This window comes from Streptomyces sp. Da 82-17 (assembly GCF_046098215.1).
Classification (GTDB): domain Bacteria; phylum Actinomycetota; class Actinomycetes; order Streptomycetales; family Streptomycetaceae; genus Streptomyces.
The window spans coordinates 1-19,109 of record NZ_JBJURH010000009.1 but is presented as its reverse complement, the minus strand read 5'-3'; the positions used below and the strand labels follow the sequence as shown (position 1 = coordinate 19,109).

The window sequence follows — 19,109 nt, the reverse complement described above, 5'->3', positions numbered from 1 at the left end:
GGGCTCTTCGCGCCGTCGGCGGGGGTGGTGGTCGTGGCGGCGGATGCGGCCTTGGTCAGGGGTGTGTCGGTCACGGGCGGGCCACTCCTTCGATGGCGGCGATCAGCTCGTGGTCGTGCCAGCCCGCCGGGTGCTCGGCGACGACCCGGCCGTGGTACAGGACCAGGACGCGGTCGCAGCGCCGCAGGTCGTCCAGCTCGTCGGAGACGACGAGGACCGCGGTGCCGTCGTCGCGGGCGGTGTCGACGCGGGCGAGCAGCGACTCCTTGGACTTCACGTCGACGCCCGCGGTCGGGTTGACGAGCACGAGCAGCCGCGGCTCCGAGGCGAGCGCGCGGGCCATGACGACCTTCTGCGCGTTGCCCCCGGACAGCTCGGAGACCGGCTGCCCGGTGCCCTCGGCGTGGATGTCGAGGCGGCGTACGAGGTCGGCGGCGAAGGTCCGGCGGCGCTCGGCGGAGACGAAGCCGAGGCGGCGTGCGAGGGGACTGCCGGCGAGCCGGTCGAGCACGCCGAGGGTGGCGTTGTCGCCGATGGACAGGGCGGGCACGAGTCCCTGGTCGTGGCGGTCGCGCGGCACCCAGCCGACTCCGGCCCGCAGGGTCGCGGTGACGTCCCCGAACGGCAGCGCTGCGCCTGCGAGTCGGGCGGTTCCGGAGTGCGGCCGGTGCATTCCGGCGAGGGTCTCGGCGAGCTGGATCTTGCCGCTGCCGCCGGCCCCGGCGAGCCCTACGACCTCGCCCTCGCGGACGGCCAGGTCCACGTTCTCGTACGCGTCGCCGGTGAGGGCGCGTACGTCGAGGAGGACGGGGGCGTCGTCGGGGACGGGCGTGCGGGGCGTGTCGGCGCGGTGGGCGACGGACTCGCCCGCCATGGCCTCGACGAGGGCGGTACGCGGCAGTTCGGCGACCGGGGCGGTGGTGATCCAGCGGGCGTCGCGCAGCACGGTCACGGTCTGGCACACCTCGTACACCTCCTGGAGGTGGTGGGAGATGAACAGGAAGGTGACGCCGGACTCCTGCAGGGCCCGCATGCGGGTGAAGAGCCGCTCGATCTCGCGGTTGTCGAGCTGCGCGGTCGGCTCGTCGAGGATGATGAAACGCGCGCCGAAGCTCAACGCCCTTGCGATCTCGACCATTTGGCGGTCTTCGACGGTCAGGTCGGCGGTGCGGGCGTCCGGGTCGACGTGCACGTCCCAGGTGTCGAGCAGCTCGGCGGCCTCGCGGCGCAGCCGCCGCCAGTCGATGAGCCCACCGCGCCCGTTCGGCTGACGGTTGATGCTGCTTGCTCCCGGGGGACAACCCCGGGACCCCCGGCCGGAGGTCGTCCGAAGCGGCCTGGACCGACCGGCGCCGTGGATCGCCGGCAGGAACAGGTTCTCGGCGACGGTGAGTTGGGGGACGACGGTCGGCTTCTGGTACACGCAGGCGACCTTCGCGCGCCAGGCGTCGCGGTCGCCGAGTGCGGGGGCGGGCGCGCCGTCGAAGCGGACGGTGCCGGAGTCCGGGGCCTGGAGGCCGGTGAGGATCTGGACGAGGGTGGACTTGCCGGCGCCGTTGCGGCCGACGAGGGCGTGCGACTCGCCCTGGTGGACGGCGAGTCGGCCGTCGAGGAGGGCGGTGGTGGGCCCGTACCGCTTGGTGACGGCGCGGGCCTCGACGAGGGGCGGGCGCTGCTGATGTTTCGTCAAAGGGGCGCTCATTCGACCGTGTTGCCCCACAGCTCGGGGTCGTCGACGTTCTCCTTGGTGACCAGCGGCGCGGGCAGCTGGTCCTCCAGGTTGCCGCTCGGCAGCTTCACGATGGTCGAGCCGTGGTCGGTGGGGCCCGGCTCGAAGGTCTTCCCGGCCATCGCGGCCTTGATGTAGTACATGCCGTACTTGGCGTAGGCGTCGGCGGGCTGCGAGACCGTCGCGTCGATGTGGCCCTTGCGGATCGCGTCGAACTCCTGCGGGATGCCGTCGTTCGACACGATCGCGATGTGGTCCTCGTGCCCCGCCTTCTTCAACAGGCCCTTCGACTTGAGGGTCTGCAGGGTCGGCGCGAGATACACGCCGCCCGCCTGCAGGTAGATGCCCTTCACGTCCGGGTTGGCGTTCAGCAGCGTGTCCAGCTTGGACGCCGCCGCGTCCGACTCCCACTTCGCGGGGATCTCCAGGACCTTCAGCTTCGGGAACCTCTTCTTCACGCAGGACCGGAACGCCGCGGAGCGCTCCCGCCCGTTCACCGACGCCAGGTCGCCCATGATCTGCACGACCTTGCCGCGGTCCACCCGCTTCCCGAGGTACGCGCAGGCCTTCTCCCCGTACGCGACGTTGTCCGCGCGCACCACCATCGCGACCTTGCCCTTCGTGGGGGCCACGTCGACGGCGACGACCGGGACGCCCTTGCGCTCCGCCTGGTCGAGCCCCGCGGAGACGGCGGCGCTGTCGAGCGGGGCGACGACCAGGCCGCCGACACCCTGGTTCAGCTGGTTGTTGATGTCGGTGATCTGCTGCGCCGGGTCACTGTTGGAGTTGACGGTCTTGCGCGCGTCCACCCCTTCGGCCTTCGCCATCTTCGGCACGTAGTCGTTGTACGACTGCCAGAACGGCGAGGTGAGCAGCGGCACGATCACACCGACCTCGGCGGCCCCTCCCCCGGCCGCCGCGCCGCCGGTGTCCTTGGTGCTGCCGCAGGCGGCGAGCAGCAGCGCCGCACAACTCGCCACGACCATGCGCTTCGTACGTGTGGGGCTTGGGCTCATCCGACGGCTCCTCAAGGGGGAAGCGTGTCTGCGAGGTCGGCGAATATTTATCAGACCACTTCGGCTCGTCGACACCCTTGTGCCGCAACTTTTCCGGGAGTTGGGGCAGGTTCCGGCCGTAGTGGTCTGACCACTCGGCTGGTTAGACTGCGCGGCACCCGGCTCCGGCGAGAGGGCGGGCGAGCGGGAGGGGTGTCCGTGGAGCAGCAGGTGTCCGCGCAGAAGAGCACGGTGACGCAGCGCGCCATCGAGCAGATCAAGGCGATGATCGCCGAAGGTCTCCTGGAGCCGGGCGGCCGGCTGCCGACCGAACGCGACCTGGCCGCGCAGCTCGGCATCTCCCGCAGCTCCATGCGGGAGGCGATCCGCGCGCTCACCGTCCTCGGCGTCCTGGAGGCCCGGCACGGCTCGGGCATCTACGTGACGCAACTGGAGGCGGGCGACCTCCTGGAGACGTTCGGGGTGGTCGCGGACCTGTCGCGCGGCCCGCGGCTGCTCGAACTCCTGGAGGTGCGGCGGGTGTTGGAGTCCACGGCGACGGCGCTGGCGGCGGCCCGCATCACGGACGAGCAACTCGCCGTGGTCGAGGGGCACTTGCGGGCGATGGAGGCCACGGACGACCCGGAGGAGATCCTCCTCCACGACCTGGCGTTCCACCGGGAGATCGCGGCGGCCGCGGGCAACGGGACGATGGCGGCGATCCTGGAGGGGCTGTCCTCGCGGACGTTCCGGGCGCGGGTGTGGCGCGGGTACGAGCAGGAGGACGCGTTCGCGCGCACGCGGCGGGAACACGCACGCATTCACCGGGCGTTGGCCGCCCGGGACCCCGAGGCGGCGCGGTGCGCTGCGGCGGCGCACGTGGGCGAGGTCGAGCAGTGGTTGCGGGGGCAGGTGGAGGGGCCGTGAGTCCGCCGTACCCCGCCTGCATCGCCCTGCGGGCTCGCGTCCTCAATCGCCGGACGGGCTCGATTCCTTCGCCACCCCGCCCCTTCCCGAAAGCCTGCGGCACTGTCGTGGCCGGTCGCGCCCCGCGGCGAAGCCGCTGATGTCACAGCCCCGCGCCCCTATCGGGGCACGTCGACCCGCCCCGCCAACCCCTCCAGCAGCAGCTCCACCGCCTCCGCGAACGCGCCCTCCGCCATTCGGCCCAACTCTCCGCTCGCCCAGGCGAGTTGGGGGTACTCCGCCTCCGGGACCGACTGGTACACCGACGTCCACGCCTCCTCGTCCCCCTCCCTCCGCTCCCGCGGAAGCGCCGCCTGCGCCGCGTCCAGGGCCGCATGCCCGAGGACCGTGTCGACGAACGCCGCGTAGTGCCGTACCGCCGCCGCCTCGTCGAAGCCCGCGCGGCGCAGCAGCCCGATGCCGGTGTCCACGGCGCGGAACTCGTGCGGGCGCCGGGTCACCCGGTACGCGGCGAGCGCCGCGACGCGCGGATGGGCGCGGTAGCTGCCGTGGATGCGGTGGGCCATCTCGCGCAGGCCCGCCACCCAGTCGTCCCCGGGCTCGAACCCGTCGAGGGCTTCCCCGATGAGCCGGTCGGCGATCGCGAGCAGCAGGTCGTCCGTGTTGTGGAAGTACCGGTAGAGCGCGCTCGGGTCGCAGCCGAGGGCCGCCCCGAGCCGGCGCACGCTCAGCGCCTCCGGCCCCTGCTGCGCGACCAGCGTGAGCGCCCGGTCGACGATCAGCTCCTGCGACAGCACCACCCCTGACCTGGCCGGTCTGCGCCGCCGCCGCTCGGCCGGGACGCGCCCTTCAGCCATGACAGCCCTCCCTCTCCCGGGCCCGCCCGTACGCCGCGGCGCCTTATGTCAACACCATTGACGCAACGTGGCAAGGCCGCTTGGATCGAGGATCACGGATCAAGGGACCAAGGGATCAAGAGACCCGGAGATCCGCGGATTCCCGGCATCCAAGGGATCAGCGATCCAGAGACAGGGACAAGGAGCCCCACGTGTCCGACAGCACCCCCGCCGACCTCGTCCTCACCGACGGCCCCGTGCACACCCTCTCCCCCGCCCGCGCGCGGGCCAGCTCGCTGGCCGTGCGCGGGGAGCGCATCGTCGCCGTCGGGCACGACGAGGTACGGGAGCTGATCGGCCCGCGCACCGAAGTCGTCGACCTGCGCGGCAAGTTGCTGATCCCGGGGTTCCAGGACGCGCACGTGCATCCGGTCGGCGGCGGCATGGAGATGGGTCAGTGCGACCTGAGCGGGGCGACCACGCTCACCGCGTACCGGGAGATGATCTCGGCGTACGCGCGGTCCCACCCGGACGCCGAGTGGATCACCGGTGGCGGCTGGGCGATGGAGGCGTTTCCCGGCGGGCTGCCCACGGCCGCCGAGCTGGACGCCCTCGTGCCGGACCGGCCGGTGTACCTGGTGAACCGGGACCACCACGGCGCGTGGGTCAACTCCCGGGCTCTGGAATGCGCCGGCATCGACGCCCGCACCCCCGACCCGGCCGACGGCCGCATCGAGCGGGACGCGGACGGCACGCCGACCGGCATGCTGCAGGAGGGCGCCGCCAACCTGATCGGGCGGCTGCTGCCGGAGCCGACGCTGGAGGAGAAGGTCGCCGGGCTGCTCCGCGCCCAGGAGTTGCTGCACTCCCTCGGCATCACCGCCTGGCAGGACGCCCTCCTCGGCGAGCACGCGAACCTCACCGACCCGACGGACGCGTACCTCACGACGGCGGAGGACGGGCGGCTGACCGCGCGCGTGGTCGGCGCCCTGTGGTGGGACCGGGCGCGCGGCACCGAGCAGATCGACGAGCTGGTCGCGCGCCGCGAGGCCGGCACGCGCGGGCGGCTGCGCTGCACGAGCGTGAAGATCATGCAGGACGGCGTGGCCGAGAACGGCACGGCGGCGCTGCTCGGCCCGTACCTCGACGGCTGCGGCTGCACGTCGGACAACAGCGGCATCAGCTTCGTACCGCCGAAGGAACTCCGGTCGTACGTCACCGAGTTGGACGCGCGCGGCTTCCAGGTGCACTTCCACGCGCTCGGCGACCGGGCCGTGCGGGAGGCGCTCGACGCGGTCGAGGCGGCGCGGGCGGCGAACGGGTTCACCGACACGCGCCCGCACCTCGCGCATCTGCAGGTCGTGCACCCCGACGACATCGGCCGGTTCGCGCGGCTCGGCGCGAGCGCCAACCTGCAGCCGCTGTGGGCGGTGCACGAGCCGGAGATGGACGAGCTGACGATCCCGTTCCTCGGGCCCGAGCGCAGCGCGCACCAGTACCCGTTCGGCGCGCTCCTGCGCTCTGGGGCGACGCTCGCGGCGGGCAGCGACTGGCCGGTGTCCAGCCCCGACCCGCTGCAGGGCATCCATGTCGCGGTCAACCGCGTCCTGCCCGAAACCCCTTACGGGTCAAGGGTGTTCCTGCCCGAGCAGCGCATCGACCTGGGCTCCGCACTCGCCGCGTACACGGCGGGCAGCGCGTACGTGAACCACCTGGACGACGTGACGGGCACCCTCGCGCCCGGGTTCTACGCCGACTTCGCCGTCCTCGACCGGGACCCGTTCGCCGGCCCGGCCGAGGAGATCGGGGCGACCCGCGTCGAGCAGACCTTCGTGGGCGGGCGCCGGGTGTACGCGGCGAGCTGAGCCTAGGTCCGCGAGCGGTAGAGGCGGAGCGCGGCGATGTGCGGGCGGGTCCGGGAGGCGGTGACGCGGACCCGCCAGCGACGCGCGGTGACCGGCGCGGGCAGCGGCAGCACCCGGCTCGCGCCGACCGTCCCGCCGCTCACGACGGCCGTCCAGACCCCGTCGACCTCGGCCTCCACCGCGTACCCCTCGATCTGCTGGCCGTGCCGCACGTCCTCGGCGATCCGCACGCGGTCGACCTCGACGGGGGCGCCCAGGTCGAGGGTGCGCACGCCGGGCCCCTCGGTGACGCGGGCGTCTGCGGCCAGGTCCTCGGGCAGCTCGGCCTCGATCCGCTCGCGGAACTCCCGCAGCCGGGCCACGTCCGCGTCGGGCAGCAGGCCGCGCCGGTCCGGCGGGACGTTCAGCAGGAGCACGGAGTTGCGGCCCACCGAGCGGAACCAGATGTCCGTCAACTGCTCGACGGACTTGGGCTGTTGGTCCTCGTGCCAGAACCAGCCGGGCCTGATCGACACGTCGCACTCGGCGGGCCACCACTGCAGGTACTGGGCGACCTCGCGGGCCTCCAGGAGGGCGTCGCGGCTGCCCTGGTCGGGGGCGTCGTACGGGAGGGCGTAGTCGGTGCGGCCGTAGTCCTTCTCCTTGACGGGGACGACGCTCCACTCGTCCTCACGGGCGAGCCCGCCCTCGTTGCCGACCCAGCGGACGTCGGGCCCGGACACGGCGATCGTCGCGTCCGGGGCGAGCGCCCGCACCAGCGCGTACCAGCTGTCCCAGTCGTACTTCTCCACCTTGTCGGGCGGGATGTGGCCCTGCGCGCCGTCGAACCAGACCTCGTCGACGGGGCCGTACTCGGTGAGGACCTCGTACAGCTGGTTCAGCATGTGCGCGCCGTAGTCCGTGGCGGGCAGCTCGAACGTCGGCAGGTCCTTGCCGGTGCGGTCGTCGCCGTCGACGAGGGCGGGGACGGTGTGCGGCGCGCGCGGGCTGCCGTTGGCGTAGACGCCGTGCAGGTACTGGTTCTCGTCGGCCGGGGAGACGTACACGCCGACCTTGATGCCGTGCCGCCGCATCGAGTCGGCGAAGCTGCGCAGCACGTCGCCGCGCCCGCCCGCCCAACTGCTCGACGCGACGCTGTGGTCGGTGTAGCGGGTGGGGTAGAGGACGAAGCCGTCGTGGTGCTTGACGGTGAGGATGGCGAGCTTGAAACCGCCGTCGCGCAGCGCCCGCGCCCACTGGTCGGTGTCGAGCGCGCCCGGCTGGAACAGTTCGGGGTCCTCGTCGCCGGTGCCCCATTCGAGCCCGGTGAAGGTGTTCACGCCGAAGTGCAGAAAGGCGGTCTTCTCCAGTGCCTGCCAGGCGAGTTGACGCTCCGTCGGGCGTACGAGCGAGGCCTTGCGGACGAGTTCCTCGGCACTGTCGCCGGGCCCGATCGGAATGCGGTACGCGGGCTCGGCGGGCGCCTGCGCGGAGGGTGCGGCGTGGGCCGGGGTGAGGGCGGCGCCGGACGTGGCGAGTGCGGTCGCCGTGGTCGCCGTGGTCGCGGTGAGGAAGAGGCGTCGGCTGACGGCCATGGTGCGGACCTCCGGAAGGTCGGTTGGCATCCGCTATTCATCGGAGGTCTGATGATTGAGGCAGCACCCTCGGGTGTCAATGGGCCCTGCAGCGGGGCGAGTTGGGGCAGTCATCGGATGACCGGGCGGTGGATGCGGGGGCCGCTGTCGCAGCTCGGCGCGGGCCGCGTACCGTTCCCCTCCCCGTGACCGCACGCACCGCACACAAGCCGCAGGGAGGCGCCGTGACCAGCTGGGCCGGCCGTACCGCCGCCGAGATCGCCGCAGCCGTACGCGAGGGGAAGGTGTCACCGCGCGAGGTGGTGGCCGACCACCTCGCGCGCATCGACCTCGTGGACGGGCGGGTGGGCGCTTTCCGCACGGTCCGGTCGGCGGCCGCGCTCGCCGAGGCCGACGAGGTCGCCGCCCGGTCCGACCTCGCCCGACTCCCCCTCGCGGGCGTGCCGTTGGCGGTCAAGGACAACCTGCCGGTGCGCGGCGAGTCCTGCCGCAACGGCTCGGCGGCCACCTCGGCGGAGCCCGCCGCGCACGACCATGTGACGGTCGCCCGGCTGCGGGCCGCGGGCGCGGTGGTCGTGGGCCTGACGAACGTGCCGGAGCTGTGCGTCTTCGGCACCACGGACGGCGTGCACGGCACGGCCCGTAACCCGTGGGACCCGGCGCGGACCGCGGGCGGCTCGTCCGGGGGCAGCGCGGCCGCGGTCGCCGCGGGCATGGCGGCGCTGGGGCTCGGCAACGACGGCATGGGCTCGCTGCGCATCCCGGCCGCGCACTGCGGGCTCGTCGGGCTGAAGCCGGGCGACGGCACGGTGCCGAGGGAGCTGGGCGGCGGCTGGTTCGGAATGTCCGAGAACGGCCCCCTGGCGACGACCGTCGAGGACGCCCGCCTGATGCTGTCCGTCCTGGCGGACCGGCCCGCGCCCGTCGGGGAGCCGGGGGCGCGGCTGCGCCTGGCGGTGTCGACCACGAGTCCGCTGGTCGGGGCGCCGGTCACGTCCGCGTACGCGACGGCCGCCCGGGAGGCCGGCAAGATTCTCGCCGGATTGGGCCATTCGGTGGACGCGGCCGATCCGGCGTACCCGCTGTGGCTGGGGACGACGGCGCTCGCGCACTGGTCGGCCGGTACGCATGTCGACACCCAGGGCCTCGACCAGGCCAGGCTCGCGCGGCGCACGCGGGTGCACGCGGCGATCGGCGCGCGCTGTCTGGCGGGCGTGGAGCGCGGCGGACGCAGGGCGCAGCTGCGGGAGCGCTTCGACTCGTTCTTCGAGCGGTACGACGTGCTGGTCACGCCGGCGCTGGCCCGGCGCGGGCCGCGCGCGGACGCCTGGCACAAGCGGGGCTGGCTGCACAACGTGCTGACGAACTCCCGCTGCTCGCCGTTCACGCCTGCCTGGAACCTGACGGGCCGGCCCGCGATGACGTTGCCGTTCGGGTATCTGTCGTCGGGGGCGCCGTGCTCGGTGCAGCTGGTCGGGACGCCGGGCCGGGAGGAACAACTCCTTGACGTGGCGGCCGCGTTGGAGGCGGAGCGGCCGTGGCAGCGGACGGCGGAGGTGCGGCCGTAGCGTCCCGCAGGTTGGGCGCAGGCATGCGTCGGGCCCCGCGCGGACTGCTGTCCGCGCGGGGCCCGGTGCGATCCGGCTCGATTCCCCCGAAGGGACTAGTCGACGCCCTGCAGGATGTGCGGCTCGGCGAGGTCTTCCTCGTACCCGGCGAGCCTGATCGGGGCGGAACGGGCCCACACGTCGAGACTGCCCAGCTCCTTGGGTCCGCTCTTGCGCTCCCTGCGTTCCTTGGGGCGTTGATCGCTCTTGGTCTTCTCTGGTGTCACCGCGCACTCCTTATGTGTCGGGTAACCCCCGGTCGCTCCGGCGCGTCCCGATGACCGGGCGCCGGCGACCGAGAGGGTTCGATCTGGGCAGTTCGGACGCGGTGGCGCCGGTACTCGCACGGGGCTCCCCGGGTGACCGGCTTGCCCCTGGACGGGCCATGGGTGTTGGTGGGACCCCTTTTGGCTGTCCGTTCCGTACAGGGTAACCAAATGAGCGGCCCACTGCTCGATGGGGCCAAAACTCGTCCGCTTTATCACGATTCGTCACATCGATTCAGCCAAGATCCACCTCGAACTCCCCCACCGAGCCCGCAGCGGACGTCCGGCGTTCACGCCTTCTTCAGCTTCTCGCCGACCTGCAGCTCCTGCAGCCGCGCGAGCACCGCCGGGTCCTGGGCGTCCAGCCAGTCCACGAACTGCCGGAAGGAGACGAGGCGTACGTCCTTCTCCCCGGCGATCATCCGGATCGTCTCCTCGACCGCGTCCATGTAGATCCCGCCGTTCCACTCCTCGAAGTGGTTCCCGATGAAGAGGGGCGCACGGTTGGTCTCGTACGCGCGCCGGAACCCCGCGAGATACGACTCGGTCGCCTGCTGCCGCCACGCCGGATAGTTGTACGAGGGTGCGCGGGTGGAGTTCTTCGACTGGTTGGCGAGGATGTTGTAGTCCATCGACAGGACCTCGAAGGTGTGCCCGGGGAACGGCAGCGCCTGCAGCGGCAGGTCCCAGACGCCCTGCTTCTTCCGCGGCCAGCGCTGCACACCGCCCGGCGAGGACGCGTCGTAGCGCCAGCCGAGCTCGCGGGCGACGGGCAGCAGGTTCTCCTGACCGAGGAGGCAGGGCGTGCGGCCGCCGATCAGCTCCTTGTCGTAGTCGAAGGGCAGCGAGGGCAGTTGCGACCAGCCGGTGTGGGTGCGCCAGCGCTGCACGAAGCCCTTGGCCTGCTGGATCTCCTCGCGCCAGTGCGCACTGTTCCAGCGGGCGACGGAGCCGCTGCCGCCGCAGAAGTGCCCGTTGAAGTGCGTGCCGATCTCGTGCCCGTCGAGCCAGGCCTGCCGGACGTGGGTCAGCGTCTCCTTGAGGTGCTCGTTGCTGAGGTAGCCGATGTCGGAGGCGCCGGCGGGGTTGTTCGGCGGAAGGTAGACGCGCTTCTTCTCCTCCGGCAGCAGATAGAGGCCGGAGAGGAAGAACGTCATGTGGGCGTCGTGCTCCTTGGCCAGCTCCAGGAAGCGCGGGAACAGCCCGTTGCCGACCTCGCCCGCGCCGTCCCAGGAGAAGACGACGAACTGCGGCGGCGTCTCCCCCGGTTCCAGCGGTACGGGCTCGTCGGGCTGGTGGGGCTGCAGGCCGGTGTAGGCGGTGGAGCCGTCGCCGATCAGCCGGGGTGCGCGCGGGGCCTTCGCGCCTCCGCCGGGGGCGGGCCTGCCGTGCCGGCCGGCGCCGGTGTGCGGCCCGGGCGCTTCGTCGGCGCCGCAGCCCGCGAGGCCGACTCCCGCCGCAGCCACCCCAAGTCCCAGGCCCATCAGCTCTCTTCGGCCCACCGCGCCCATGCGTCACTCCGTTCGCTCGCCGTTCATGCCCTTCGGTCGCCCCATCTGTTGACCGGACAAAGATGTACCAATCACATAAAAGGGACGGGTTACCTTGAACGGCCCAGTGCCGGACGGCTCGATGACGGATCGACAGGGGCGGGTGACCGCGCGGCGGTCACGGAGCGGAACACGAACGCGCGAGGGCCGGTGCCGCATCTGCTGCGGCACCGGCCCTCGCGCGTTCGTGTTCCGTCTTCAGCTCTCGTGGACGCCCCGGCGGCGTACCCGAGGGGCCGCGGCTTCCACGACTCCCTGCACCTCGGCGACCGGCCCGAACGCCGTCGCCGCACGCGCCGAGGCCCGTGCTATCGCTTGCATCAACAACTCCCTGTTCCCTCCGCGCAGATGACCGTTTCTGACGTCCCGACAGAAACCGTCCGACGCCGGGAAACGCTAGGCGCGCCCCGGGCGGGTCGCGCGGCGGAGAGGGCCAGAAGGGGTGCCGAGCGGCGTGTCGCGTACCCCACATGGTGTACGGGCCCGGGGCGGGGCCCGGCGTGCGGGGTTAACGCCGCGTTGGTCGGGCCGTCAGGCGGGCATGGTGTGCTGCGACACCGGCACCGAGCCCGGAGGGAGCCGCGCATGGAGCCATGGAGGGCGCCGCAGAGGGCGCCGCGGACCGTCGACGAGCTGATGCAACTCCTGTACTCCGGCCGGGGCGCGTACGGCGCACCCGACCGCAGCGACACACCGGTGGACCTGCTCGACCACGCCCTGCGGACCGCGGCCCTGCTGCGCCGCTCCCGGCCCAGCGACAAGGAGTTGCAGGTCGCGGGCCTGATCCAGGACATCGAACTGCTGCTGCACCCGGGCACATCGGGCGCCCACCCCGCACACCCCGCCGACCTCGCGGACGCGGCGGCCGACGCGGTGCACGCCCTGCTCGGCGGCCGGGTCGCGCGGCTCGTACGACTGCATGTGCACGCCGAGCGCTACCTGGCCGCGGTCGAGCCGGGCCGGCCCCAGTCGCCGTGGAGTGCGCGCCGGGTCGCGGAGCGCGGCGGGGCCATGTCGGCGCCGGAGGCGGACGCGTTCGTACGGGATCCGCTGGCCGAGGAGGCGGTGGCGCTGCGGCAGGCGGCGGAGGCCGCGCAGGTCGTGGACCTGGACGCGGGGGTCCTGGAGGACTGGCGGCCGGTGCTCGAACTCATCGCGGCGGGCCACGCGTTGCCCCCGCCGGGGACGGGGGTGCGGTCGTCGTACCGGGTGCCGGGGGTCGTCCACCACTGAGGCGGACGGCGCGACCGCTACGGGTGCGTGCGCGCCGTCGACTCGGCGCGTACGCCTACCACTTGGAGACCGCGTAGTCCTTCAGGAAGACGCCGTACAGGTCCTCGCCGGCCTCGCCGCGGACCACCGGGTCGTAGACGCGGGCCGCGCCGTCGACCAGGTCGAGGGGGGCGTGGAAGCCCTCCTCGGCGAGGCGGAGCTTGTCGTAGTGCGGGCGCTCATCGGTGATCCAGCCGGTGTCGACCGAGGTCATCAGGATGTGGTCGGTCTGGAACATCTCCTGGCCGCTGGTCCGCGTCACCATGTTCATCGCGGCCTTCGCGGCGTTGGTGTTGGGGTGTCCCGCACCCTTGTAGCCGCGGCTGAACACGCCCTCCATCGCGGAGACGTTGACGACGTAAGCACGGCCGCTCGCCGCCTTCTTCGCGGCCTCGGCCATCGCCGGGCGGAGCTTGCTGATGAGGATGAACGGGGCGGTGTAGTTGCAGAGTTGGGTCTCGAGCAGCTCCACCGGGGAGATCTGCTCGATGGTCTGCACCCACGTGTTGGTGTCGACGACGTCGGGGACGAGGCCGCCCGCGTCGATCGCCGTGCCCGCGACGTGCCGCTCCAGGCTGGCGTTGCCCGCGACCAGCGCGAGGTCGGCGACCGCTTGCGCGTCCATGCCGCTGATCCCGGCGGGCAGCGACTGGAGGCCGTCGACCGCGCCCGAGCCGAAGGCTCCGATGACGTGGTGGGCGGGCAGCTCACCGGCGGGCAGCGGCGCGCTCTCGCCCTCGACCAGCGCGGCGTACGCGGAGGGCAGCCGGCGCACGGTCTGGGTGGCGTTGTTGATCAGGATGTCGAGGGGGCCCTGCTCGGCGGTCTGTTCGGCGAGGGCGACGGCCTGGGCCGGGTCGCGCAGGTCGATGCCGACGACCTCCAGGCGGTGCATCCAGTCCGCGGAGTCGTCCATCGCCTTGAAGCGGCGGATGGCGTCCTTCGGGAAGCGTGTGGTGATCGTGGTGTGCGCGCCGTCGCGCAGCAGGCGCAGCGCGATGTACATGCCGATCTTGGCGCGGCCGCCGGTGAGCAGGGCGCGCTTGCCGCTGAGGTCGGCGCGGGCGTCGCGCTTGGCGCGGTTCTCGGCGGCGCACTTCTGGCACAGCTGGTGGTAGAACGCGTCGACCTCGACGTACCGCGTCTTGCAGATGTAGCAGGAGCGCGGGCGCTGGAGTATCCCGGCGATCTCGCCGACGGTCGAGGAGGAGGGCAGCAGGCCCTGCGTCTCGTCGTCGATGCGCTCGGCGGAGCCGGTGGCGGTGGCCTCGGTGACGGCGCGGTCGTGGGCGGTCTTGGCGGCCCGGCGCTCCTGGCGGCGGCGCTGCTTCACGGTGCGGTAGATGCCGGCGGTGGCGCGGCGCACGGTGATCGCGTCGGGGTGGTCGACCTCCAGCTTGTCGAGCTCCTCGAGCACGCTGAGGCAGACGGCCAGGCGCTCGGGGTCGATCCCCGGGCCGTACGTCTGGCTGTCGTCCGCCGCCTCGTGGGCAACCGTCATCGCCGTTTCCTCGTGCTCGCTCGGGCCCCGCGCGCGCGTGCGGCGGGGTCTCGGGAAGTTCTCAAAGAGAGAACTTTACGTAGCGGCGGGACGGTTGGACAAACCTGCGCGGGGGCGGGCGTACGGGGTTGAGCGCCCCGTAGCCGGGCCGTCGCTGTGGGTCTCCGGCCGCGGCCCGCCCTTTCGCGGTCGATTTCGGCCCACGACGACCGGTGCACGGTTTTTTTCAGTGGCGGCCACTTTCTTCAGAGGTCTGGTCCAAAAACACCCCTCGGGCAGGGCGCCGAATTTCCGGGCCCGTCGCGCATTCCCGCCCATTCTCCCCGTTCCGTCGAATTCACGAGAAGACATTCCGAAGAGATCGGCATAGATTGTCCCCAAGGGGAAGAAGGTGAGAACATGCTGAGGTACACAGCCCCGACCCTGACCCGCCTCGGGCGGATCGAGGAACTGACCGGACAATTGCGTCGCGGCGTTCCTGACCTCCTCGGCCACGGCAACATCCTGTGAAGAGCCGACCGCCGGGCCCCTCACCCGCTGCCCCGACGGGCAGTCGGGGAGGGGTTGTTGGAGCAGGCCGAGGAGCCGTCCTCGACCTGGTGGGATGCTCGGGGCAGCTCACTCCCGACGCGGTCCGGCAAGGCCGTGTCCGGCACGGAAGCGTGGGGATCGACGCCAGGCGGCCGGGCCCGCCGGAATTCTTTCGCCATTCAATTGACCGATCAGAAATTTCCGCCGGGGAATGTTTCTCACTTCAATGGTTGAGTCCCGGAGTCACCGAGAGCCCGCTGCAACCGGGCGCCGACGCACACCTGCTCCTTTCCGGCCCGCTGCCTTCCCGCCCGCCCCCAGAATTCGTGCGGCGCATTTCCGCCGCAGTGGCCGGGGCGCATTTCCGGGAAGTCGCCGACCTGCTCACGACGCTGCCCGCGGAGCTCGCCGGGTGCGTCGTCACACCCGAGCGGGTCGTCCTGTTCCGCGGCCTCTCCAGCCCCGACCAGATCTTCCACCGGACCACCGGCAGCGGCGTCTCCTGGTCGTCCGACCCGCGGGACCTCTTCCGCGGCCGCCTCCCGGACTTCGACCGCGAGAGCCTCTGGCGGAGCTGCCGCGGCGAGGACGTCCTCATCTACCCGCACCTCGGGCAACTGCGCTCCGGCCAGTACACGGTCCTCGGCACCGGCCCTCCCCGCACCGAGACCTACGAGACCGCCACCCCCCTCGACCTGCCGCGCCGCACCCCGCTGCGCACCTACGCCCGCCTCGCGTACGAGCTGCTCCTCGACGAGACCCGCCGCTGCACGGCCGACGGCACCGGCCGCGTCGGCATCCTGCTCTCCGGCGGTGTCGACTCGGCCCTCGTGCTGGCCGCCCTCACCGACCAGGGCGCCGACGTCACGGCGTACCACATGGGCACCGACGACCCGGCCGCCGACGAGAGCGCCTACGCACGGCAGGTGTGCCGGCACCTCTCCGTCCCCCTGGTGACCGTCCCGCGCGTCACGGACGACGACTACTTCGCCACCACCTGCGACCTCCCCCACCCCTTCAACCACGTCTGGCTGCGTTCCCTCGAGCGCGTCGCCGACCGGGTCGCCGCCGACGGCGTCCGGGTCCTGCTCACCGGCCTCGAAGGCGACACCCTCTTCGGCCCGCTGCGGTACGGGCTGCACAGCATCCTCGGCGGTGACGTGCCCGCCCACGAGAAGTGGCACATGCTGCGCGGGCTGCTCGGCACCCGCTGGGAGCTGAGCCGCATCCTGCGCAGCGCCAGGCCCGCGTACTCCCTCTACGCCGACCCGGAGGGGCTCGCCGAGGTGGAACTGGGCTGCGACTTCCTCGTGCCGATGCCGGACGCCGGCCCCGAGGAGTACGACCTCGACTTCGCGCCGCAGGAGCACACGATGAACCTCGCGCTGTGGCGGCCCCGCGGCATCCACCTGGCCAAGCCGCTGGGCGGCCGGCTGCTGCGCCGCCTCGCCGCGTCGCTGCCCGACGCCTACCGCCTGATCCCGCACGCCGGGCGCACCATCGACAAGCCCGTGCTCCGCATGGCCGCCGCCCACCGGCTGCCGCCCGAGGTCCGCCGACACTACGGGCGGACCTGGCTCGGCTCGCCGGACGAGACCTGGTGCCTGCACCATCCCGAGGCGCTCGCCCGGATCCTCGGCGCCCCCGACGCCCGGCTGCGCGCCCTCGGCGTCGTCGACCCGCGCCGCCTCGACGAGGTGCTCGCGGACCCCCGGGCGCTGCGCCGCAACGCCGAGAACCTGCTCTGCTCCGCCATGGTCGAACTCTTCCTGCGCGACCTCGAGACCACGCTCCGCCCCTGCCCGTGACCGCACCGAGGTGACCGACATGCCGCTGCTCAGGCTCACCGCACAGACCGTCTTCGACCCCGCCGACGGCGCGGGCCTCCTGCTCGACGGAGCAGGCGGCGCGTACTACGAACTGAACCCCGTCGCCACCCTGATGCTCCAGGCCGCGCTCCACCACGACACCGCCGACGACGCGGTACGTGACCTCGCGCGGCGCATCGACGCCACCGAGGACGTGCTGCGCGAGGGCCTCACCGCACTCACCGCCCGGCTCACCGAGAACAAGCTGGCCGAGCCGGGCACCGCCAAGGTCACCGAGGCGTCATGAACGGCCTCCGCCGCGCCGGTCCGGTCGCCGAGTGGGAGTCCCTGCTCTGGGACCCCGGGCCCGCGGTCCCCCGACCGCCCCGCCAGGTGCGGCTGCTCGCCGCCGGGCACACCCTCCGGGCCGCTCGGCTGCTGCGGCGGCGCGGCTGGCCCGACGCCCAGCGGCACCTGCGCGCCCAACGGCCGGTGGTCCGGGACACGGGCCCGCAGGAGCGCGCGGCCGCGATCCGGCTGGCCCGCCGCGAAGTGCTGCCCTGCCTCACGGCGCTGCGCCTCGCCGACCCCGAAGCGCTCTGCCTGGCCCGCTCGTACGCCCTCGTCACCTACCTCACCGCGCTCGGACTGCCCGCCGAGGTCGTGGTGGCCCGGCAGCGCTCCTCGATCGGGGGACGCTTCGCCTTCCACGCGTGGGCCGAGCTGTACGAGGAGGTCCTCGGCGACATCCCCGGGGTCAGGACCGGCCACACCGTGCTGCAGCGCGTCGGCTCCGAGCGGGTGCAGAGGGCGGCGGACGCGGCGGGTTCCGGCAGCGCCGCATGAGGAACCGAAAGGCGGCCCCGGCGAGCGGAGGGCGACGCACCGGCCTGCAGGAGATCCGGCGCGTCCTGCGGGGACACGGCCGGCGCATCCTGCCGGCCGCGGCCCTCGCCCTGGCCGGATCGGCGCTCGCCCTGGCGCAGCCCCTGGTCGTCAGGAGGGTCATCGAGGCGGCGGGGGCGGGCACCGCGATCGCCGGCGCCGTCGGGCTGCTCGTCGCGCTCTTCCTCGCGCAGGCCGTCGTCCAGGCCGTGGCGCGCTACGTGCTCGCCCGCACCGGCGAGGGCGTCGTCCTCGGCCTGCGCCTCGACCTCGTCGCCCGCCTGCTGCGGCTGCCGATGCGGGCGTACGACCGGCACCGCACGGGTGACCTGATCGCCAGGACGAGCGCCGACAGCACCGCACTGCGGCAGCTCGTCTCCGAGGGCTTCACGGACGCCGTCACGGGCAGCATCGGTCTCCTCGGCGTCGTCGTCCTGATGGTGTGGCTCGACTGGGTCCTGTTCCTGCTGGTCCTCGCAGTGATCGCGCTCGGCTCGGTGGTCGTGGCATCGGTGCTGCGCGGCATCGAGCGGGCGTCCCTCGCCGCGCAACAGGCCACCGGGGCGATGACCGCGGAGCTGGAGCGCGCGCTGGGCGCCATCCGCACGGTGCGCGCCAGCCGTGCCGAGGAGCGCGAGGCGCTGCGGATCGGGGAGCAGGCCAGGTCGGCGTACACGCAGAGCGTGCGGGTCGGCGCCCTGGACGCGGTGGTGGCACCGGCGATCATGCTCACCATCAACGGCTCGTTCCTGCTGGTGCTGCTGATCGGCGGCATCCGGGTCGCCGGCGACCCGGGGGCGGTGGCCGACCTGGCCGCGTTCCTGCTGTACATGCTGTACCTGATGTCCCCGGTGGCCGCCGTCTTCCAGGCCTTGAGCGCCATGCGCCAGGGCCTCGGCGCGCTGCGCCGCATCAGCGAGATCCTCGACCTGCCCCCGGAGACCGCGGCCGACGCACCACACCCGACCGGCCGCGTACGGGACCGCCCCGTGGAACCCGTACCGCACGGCGCCGCGCCTGACGTCCCCGTACTGGAGTTCCGGAACGTGTACTTCGGCTACGAGCCGGACCGTCCGGTGCTGCGCGAGGTCTCCTTCACGGTGCCGCGACGCGGCCACGTCGCCCTGATCGGCAGCTCCGGCGCCGGCAAGTCCACCGTCTTCGCGCTGGCGGAGCGCTTCTACGAACCGGACGCGGGGCGCATCCTCCTCGACGGCCAGGACATCCGCGCCGCCGACCGGTCCGAACACCGCGCCCGCATCGGCCTGGTGGAGCAGCACGCCCCGGTCCTCTACGGCACGCTGCGGGAGAACCTGCTGTACGCGGCGCCCGACGCGGACCCGGACGCGCTGGACCGGGTCATCGACCTCGCCCAACTGCGGGAGGTGATCGCGCGGCTTCCGCAGGGCCTCGACACGGCGGCCGGTGAGCGGGGCACGGCCCTGTCGGGCGGGGAGCGCCAGCGGATCGCGCTCGCCCGCGCCCTGCTCACCCGGCCCGCCCTGCTGCTGCTCGACGAGCCCACGGCCCACCTGGACGCCGCCAACGAGGCCGCCCTGCGCCGCTCGGTCCGCCACATCACCCAGGAGTGCGCCCTGTTGGTCATCGCCCACCGGTACTCGACGATCCGGGCGGCCGACCTCGTCGTGGTCCTGGACGACGGCCGGATCGTGGCAGCCGGCACCCACGACGAGCTCCTCGACACCAGCGCGCACTACCGCCACCTGACCTGCGGCGAGACGAGGGGCGGCGTCCTGCCCGGC

16 protein-coding genes are annotated in these 19,109 nt (G+C 72.9%); 9 read left to right on the top strand and 7 right to left on the bottom strand.

Annotated features, from left to right (window positions below; all coding sequences use genetic code 11):
* Positions 1-70 precede the first annotated feature (70 nt).
* Both ACIDOF_RS17280 and ACIDOF_RS17275 read right to left on the bottom strand, forming a co-directional pair.
* Positions 71-1,702 carry a sugar ABC transporter ATP-binding protein gene (locus tag ACIDOF_RS17280; RefSeq protein ID WP_409006775.1) on the bottom strand — a complete coding sequence of 544 codons (1,632 nt, stop codon included), beginning with the start codon at positions 1,700-1,702 and terminating at the stop codon, positions 71-73.
* Entirely contained in the window at positions 1,699-2,745 is a 1,047-nt protein-coding gene (locus ACIDOF_RS17275) for a sugar ABC transporter substrate-binding protein (protein ID WP_409006774.1), read from the bottom strand. Before ACIDOF_RS17275 ends, ACIDOF_RS17280 begins: the two co-directional genes overlap by 4 nt.
* Before the next feature lie 198 nt (positions 2,746-2,943).
* Between ACIDOF_RS17275 and ACIDOF_RS17270 the strand changes: the two genes are divergently transcribed.
* Entirely contained in the window at positions 2,944-3,651 is a 708-nt protein-coding gene (locus ACIDOF_RS17270) for a FadR/GntR family transcriptional regulator (RefSeq protein ID WP_409006773.1), read from the top strand.
* 158 nt (positions 3,652-3,809) lie between these two features.
* Here ACIDOF_RS17270 and ACIDOF_RS17265 read toward each other — a convergent pair whose 3' ends face one another.
* The gene (locus ACIDOF_RS17265) at positions 3,810-4,508 is read right to left on the bottom strand and encodes a TetR/AcrR family transcriptional regulator (RefSeq protein ID WP_409006772.1); all 699 of its coding nucleotides are present in this window, start codon (positions 4,506-4,508) and stop codon (positions 3,810-3,812) included.
* Between the two features lie 191 nt (positions 4,509-4,699).
* Here ACIDOF_RS17265 and ACIDOF_RS17260 point away from each other — a divergent pair, with 191 nt between their 5' ends.
* On the top strand, positions 4,700-6,352 hold the full coding sequence (locus tag ACIDOF_RS17260; RefSeq protein WP_409006771.1) for an amidohydrolase: 1,653 nt from the start codon (positions 4,700-4,702) through the stop codon (positions 6,350-6,352).
* Positions 6,353-6,354: 2 nt separating this feature from the next.
* On the opposite strand, the gene ACIDOF_RS17255 is transcribed toward ACIDOF_RS17260, so the two are convergent.
* Positions 6,355-7,926: an alpha-L-fucosidase gene (locus ACIDOF_RS17255; protein WP_409007057.1), complete on the bottom strand. Its 1,572-nt coding sequence runs from the start codon at positions 7,924-7,926 to the stop codon at positions 6,355-6,357.
* A gap of 224 nt (positions 7,927-8,150) precedes the next feature.
* Here ACIDOF_RS17255 and ACIDOF_RS17250 point away from each other — a divergent pair, with 224 nt between their 5' ends.
* A complete protein-coding gene (locus ACIDOF_RS17250) occupies positions 8,151-9,494 on the top strand; it encodes an amidase (protein WP_409006770.1) in 1,344 nt (447 codons plus the stop codon).
* Positions 9,495-9,589: 95 nt separating this feature from the next.
* Here ACIDOF_RS17250 and ACIDOF_RS17245 read toward each other — a convergent pair whose 3' ends face one another.
* The gene (locus ACIDOF_RS17245) at positions 9,590-9,760 is read right to left on the bottom strand and encodes a hypothetical protein (protein ID WP_409006769.1); all 171 of its coding nucleotides are present in this window, start codon (positions 9,758-9,760) and stop codon (positions 9,590-9,592) included.
* Between the two features lie 329 nt (positions 9,761-10,089).
* The gene (locus tag ACIDOF_RS17240; protein WP_409006768.1) at positions 10,090-11,310 is read right to left on the bottom strand and encodes a hypothetical protein; all 1,221 of its coding nucleotides are present in this window, start codon (positions 11,308-11,310) and stop codon (positions 10,090-10,092) included.
* 624 nt (positions 11,311-11,934) lie between these two features.
* Here ACIDOF_RS17240 and ACIDOF_RS17235 point away from each other — a divergent pair.
* Positions 11,935-12,582, top strand: a complete 648-nt coding sequence (locus ACIDOF_RS17235) for a metal-dependent phosphohydrolase (protein ID WP_409006767.1) — start codon at positions 11,935-11,937, stop codon at positions 12,580-12,582.
* A gap of 55 nt (positions 12,583-12,637) precedes the next feature.
* Here ACIDOF_RS17235 and ACIDOF_RS17230 read toward each other — a convergent pair whose 3' ends face one another.
* Complete coding sequence (locus ACIDOF_RS17230; protein ID WP_409006766.1) at positions 12,638-14,122, bottom strand: SDR family NAD(P)-dependent oxidoreductase; 1,485 nt, start codon at positions 14,120-14,122, stop codon at positions 12,638-12,640.
* A 399-nt stretch (positions 14,123-14,521) separates the two neighbouring features.
* On the opposite strand from ACIDOF_RS17230, the gene ACIDOF_RS17225 reads away from it, so the two are divergent.
* The 5 genes from ACIDOF_RS17225 to ACIDOF_RS17205 all read left to right on the top strand — a co-directional run.
* Complete coding sequence (locus ACIDOF_RS17225) at positions 14,522-14,632, top strand: lasso RiPP family leader peptide-containing protein (protein WP_409006765.1); 111 nt, start codon at positions 14,522-14,524, stop codon at positions 14,630-14,632.
* Positions 14,633-14,979: 347 nt separating this feature from the next.
* Positions 14,980-16,461, top strand: coding sequence for an asparagine synthase-related protein (locus ACIDOF_RS17220; RefSeq protein ID WP_409006764.1), 1,482 nt, complete (start codon positions 14,980-14,982; stop codon positions 16,459-16,461).
* 19 nt (positions 16,462-16,480) lie between these two features.
* A complete protein-coding gene (locus ACIDOF_RS17215) occupies positions 16,481-16,768 on the top strand; it encodes a PqqD family protein (RefSeq protein WP_409006763.1) in 288 nt (95 codons plus the stop codon).
* Positions 16,765-17,307 carry a lasso peptide biosynthesis protein gene (locus ACIDOF_RS17210; protein WP_409006762.1) on the top strand — a complete coding sequence of 181 codons (543 nt, stop codon included), beginning with the start codon at positions 16,765-16,767 and terminating at the stop codon, positions 17,305-17,307. Before ACIDOF_RS17215 ends, ACIDOF_RS17210 begins: the two co-directional genes overlap by 4 nt.
* Positions 17,304-19,109: ABC transporter ATP-binding protein (locus ACIDOF_RS17205; protein WP_409006761.1), on the top strand; the 1,806-nt coding region annotated here is incomplete at its 3' end. The genes ACIDOF_RS17210 and ACIDOF_RS17205, both read left to right, overlap by 4 nt.